Below are 3824 nucleotides of genomic sequence, written 5' to 3' on the forward strand. Positions count from 1 at the left end.
GGACTTATTTGCTCATCACTTTTATTGACATAAAGTAAAATCTTCTTTATCAAATGTTATGAACCCTACCCATTTAAAACACTGTCTAAAAGAGAAGACCAAGATACGAGGTATAAGTGGCTATAATACTGTCTTTAAATACCAATCCATATCATCCTCGTAGCGCATACTCAAAAACGGTCTATCTGGTTTGCCAAGTAACTAAAAATTATACTCAACAGCATTAAAAAGTAACAAGATTCTCTGCGGATTTGTGTTATTTTATGACGCTGTTGAGTATAACTAAAACCTAATTACCCTGAATCTCGTCTGGCCGATCTGGATGACATCACCGGGTTGCAGGAGGGTTGGTTGGCCAATGCGAGTACCGTTTACAAAAATGCCGTTACTACTATTCAGGTCTTGGAGGATATAGCCATTCTGCTGGTGGTGAAGTACGGCGTGATAACGCGAGGTTTGTGAGTCGTTGAGTCGAATTTCATTGTCTGAATTACGTCCTAACCTTGTCTTTGGGCCAAGTAGATAGCGATGGCCAACATTTGGCCCACTTTCCACAGCCAGTTGCCAGGTTGAGCCAAGGGCACCGCTGATAACGGTGGCCTCAGCATCGGCTGGACGTGGGGCAGGGGCAGGTGACACGGCAACGTGGGCCGGCGGTGGGGTTGGTTGGGGTGGTCGTCGGCGGCCTACGCTCAAGAATACGGCTAAACCTACCCCCGCCAACAGAACTATCAACCCACCCCCGCCGATGATTAGCAAAAGGCCCAGAAAGTTGCCGGGAACCAATCCCGGCAGAATTTCTTCCGTTTGCTCAATCTCTGGTAAGGGAGAACCGTTTAACAAAGGATCCCCGCTCCAGCCCTCTACCAGAATTTGGTCCCCGTCGCTCACGTCGAACGTAAAAACGTTACTCTCCTCGCCAGTATGGTCATAAAGCCCCAGGGTTACGGGGCCTTCGCCTACGCCGGTCATTTGCAGCGAGGCAACCTGAAAAAATGGCACCCCTATAAAGCTCAACGTGCCATCCTCTTCGGGAAAAAGCTCAAAATAAATCAAGGGCGTGTTGCCATCAACCAGACCCTCACTCTGGTCGAAGGAGAACCACTCGCCGTTGGTTCCCTGAATCAAGATTGACAAGGGCGATTTGTAGATGACCACGCCCGTTGGTTTGAGAATGTCTCCGGGATTGTCCAGAGGTGGGAACTTGTTGGCGGCCTTGATAACTCGCTGTTGGTGTAAATGCTCTTGTAAAGCCTGCTTTAACGCGCTGCCCGCAGCCTGGGCATAATAGTTGACGCAATATTTGGCAATGTCTGGCGGCTTGCCCGCATTGGTACGTATGTTGTGTTCCAGGGCGATGGCCAATTTGCCCAGCGAGTAGCCAAGCTTTTCCTTGGGAAAATCGGGGGCCAGGACTATGTCAGTATAATTTGCCTGTAGAGCCTCGAACTTATCAATAGCCAGCCAGGCGGCGTGAAAAGAGGCTGAGCCATAGGGGTCTGTAAACTCAACCGCCATCAGGCCAAAAAAGTGGTACCAGGGACCTTGTTCGTCGTGGCCCAACTCTCTAAAGGGATTGATGCTGCGCCTGGACCCTTGGGGTGTTGTATAGCTGGTTTCACGGTCAACGTACCCTTCGGGGTTGCGTAACGGGGTCAGGATGTTTTCCTGCTCAATAAATTTTTTGTTCACCTTATTGCCATCCCGGTACAGGGCCGCATGACAGGTGAGCAGCGCATCGCGTATGTTGCCGTTGTTGTGTTTGAGACTAAGATAAAACAGATCGCCGGGGGTAAGGCGATAATTAGGGTCTGATTGTTGTTTAGCTCGCGCCATTTGCCGTGCCGCATCTTGCAGGGCGGCTTCTTTGCCGGTTGGCAAAACTGAGTTGGCGTAGCTCTTGGGTATAAAATATGGATCGCTGATGCGCGCGCCGGAACTGAGTGTGTTGCCCTCGTTAATGAAACGCTGCAATCCTGCCAGCACATCATCCTTCATCTCCTGGACCGAGTAGCGCAGCGCCGGCTTGCCGGTAAAGTAATCGTTCAGGTTGAGGCCGGGGTAGAAGAACAGGGGGTCATCACATGGCGGTTTGGGTTGTGGAAGCGGGGTGGGCGTGGGTATGGCCGTGGATGTGGGGGGGGCGGCGGGTGTAGGCGTAGCGGAGGGCAATTCAATGGTGATGTCAATAGCGTAACTGCCGCAAACTCCCCCGCAGGCTTCCACAAACGCGCTGCCCATTACGGCCGAACCTTCGTAATCAGGCGGAACTTGGAACGTGAAGTCAAAGGGCAGTTCAACCGTCCGGCCTGATACGGCGTTATCTTCGCCTTCTTGGGGCCATTGAACCGACTGGTCTCCCAGGTGAGCGTTCATTCTGACGGAGGATACGTATCCCTCCGCCCGGCTAACAATCATTTTCCCGGCAAGGTGAATTGGCGCACCGGTATAGCGCCCCTCCACTCGCGGCGGACCATCGAGGTCTTGTGAGAAATCTGCACCGGAAACCGTGAAACTCAAATAGAGGTCGTTCGGGTCACCGTAAGAACCGGATACAGAATCCCCTTGAAAGAGCGGCGCCGCTTTCGGCGCAGCCTGAGAGGGGATTGCATAGCTTATTAACAAAACTAAAAGCATTATCCACATTGATGTTCGCTTCATGGTCTATTTTCTCCACTATCACCGGAACAATATAAGTAAAAAACTCTGGTAAGATATAAGACGATTCAATTGTACTTACGTTGATTATATCTATCATGTTATCTACGGTGCAAATTAAACCTTATGGCACTCACACTGATCGTAGTTGCAAGCGTCTCCAATTGACATAATGATTTTTGGACTTTAAAGATAGCGGCTAACGCTTGAGTTGTGCCGATTGCGGGTTAGCGAAGTTACCCACAACTACCAGAACGATTGTGGCCGAGGCTGCTTTTAAAGCCAGGATTAGCAATTCGGCACCAACGATTTGTTAGCTTGCGCCGATGGTTTGTAATGCCGCTTACCTTTGAATGAGCGCTTCAATTTCCTGCACAAGCGCGGGTAAATTTGGTTCAGTAAAGCTCATTTCCGGCGCGGGCATACGGTTACGCTTGATGTTGGGCGGCACATGGTTGAAGCTGCCGGGTGTAGGCTTCTTTACGGCGCGTCCAGGTTTCATAAATCCCTTTCCAGCGACTAAAATCGGCTCGGGTTTCATCATAATCGTCATACGCGGCCAGTTTGCCCGACATCAGGGCGCCATAAAAATCTTCGCTCAAAACACCGTATTTTTCTTCAAACGGCGTCAGGCGGCGTTCAAGATATTTCATTTCGATAACCAGTTCATAAATTTCCATAGCTGTCTCCCGGCAAAAAGCTGACCCAATACCCCCTAAATCACAGATTACAGCCCATTGCGTTCTTTATCTGCCATCTATTTAATCAGCATTTGAGGGATGGGGGGCGCCAATGATCTTTTTTGTTTGGCTTATGATACATTGTACCACAAAATTCTCCAGCGAGAATTTGAGGCCGGGTTGGTTTATGGTCAATCAGAGGGATTATGGCGCAGTATGCCGGGAGAGCAAGCGGGGAGCGGCTTCTCCGGCCTCGCCGCGTTTGCTTTTGAGGGTGGTTGCGCCGGGCGGCGACGGTGTTGTCCATCAGGCCGTAGGTTGGGTGGAAACCCAACACGGTGTTATGCCTCACCGGAGGGTGTTGGGTTTCGTGCCTCAACCCAGCCTACGACTACAATGAGCCACTTCAAGGTTGAATTGGGTGACCACCGGTTCGACCGGGGGAATGTCTAGCTGATACTGCCGTTCGAGCCGGGGTTCGGACAA

At 50.8% G+C, this 3824-nt stretch carries 2 protein-coding genes; both read right to left on the reverse strand.

The features are described from left to right. Window positions 1-282: 282 nt before the first annotated feature. Window positions 283-2661: an FHA domain-containing protein gene (locus JW953_12145; protein MBN1993443.1), complete on the reverse strand. Its 2379-nt coding sequence runs from the start codon at window positions 2659-2661 to the stop codon at window positions 283-285. Between the two features lie 425 nt (window positions 2662-3086). Continuing rightward, complete coding sequence (locus tag JW953_12150; protein MBN1993444.1) at window positions 3087-3338, reverse strand: hypothetical protein; 252 nt, start codon at window positions 3336-3338, stop codon at window positions 3087-3089. Window positions 3339-3824: the final 486 nt, after the last annotated feature.

This window comes from Anaerolineae bacterium, from assembly GCA_016931895.1.
Taxonomy (GTDB): Bacteria; Chloroflexota; Anaerolineae; order 4572-78; family J111; genus JAFGNV01.

Coding starts and splice junctions, on each gene's coding strand:
- JW953_12145 (MBN1993443.1), bottom strand. CDS start 2,661: ATGAAGCGAACATCAATGTGGATAATGCTTTTAGTTTTGTTAATAAGC.
- JW953_12150 (MBN1993444.1), bottom strand. CDS start 3,338: ATGGAAATTTATGAACTGGTTATCGAAATGAAATATCTTGAACGCCGC.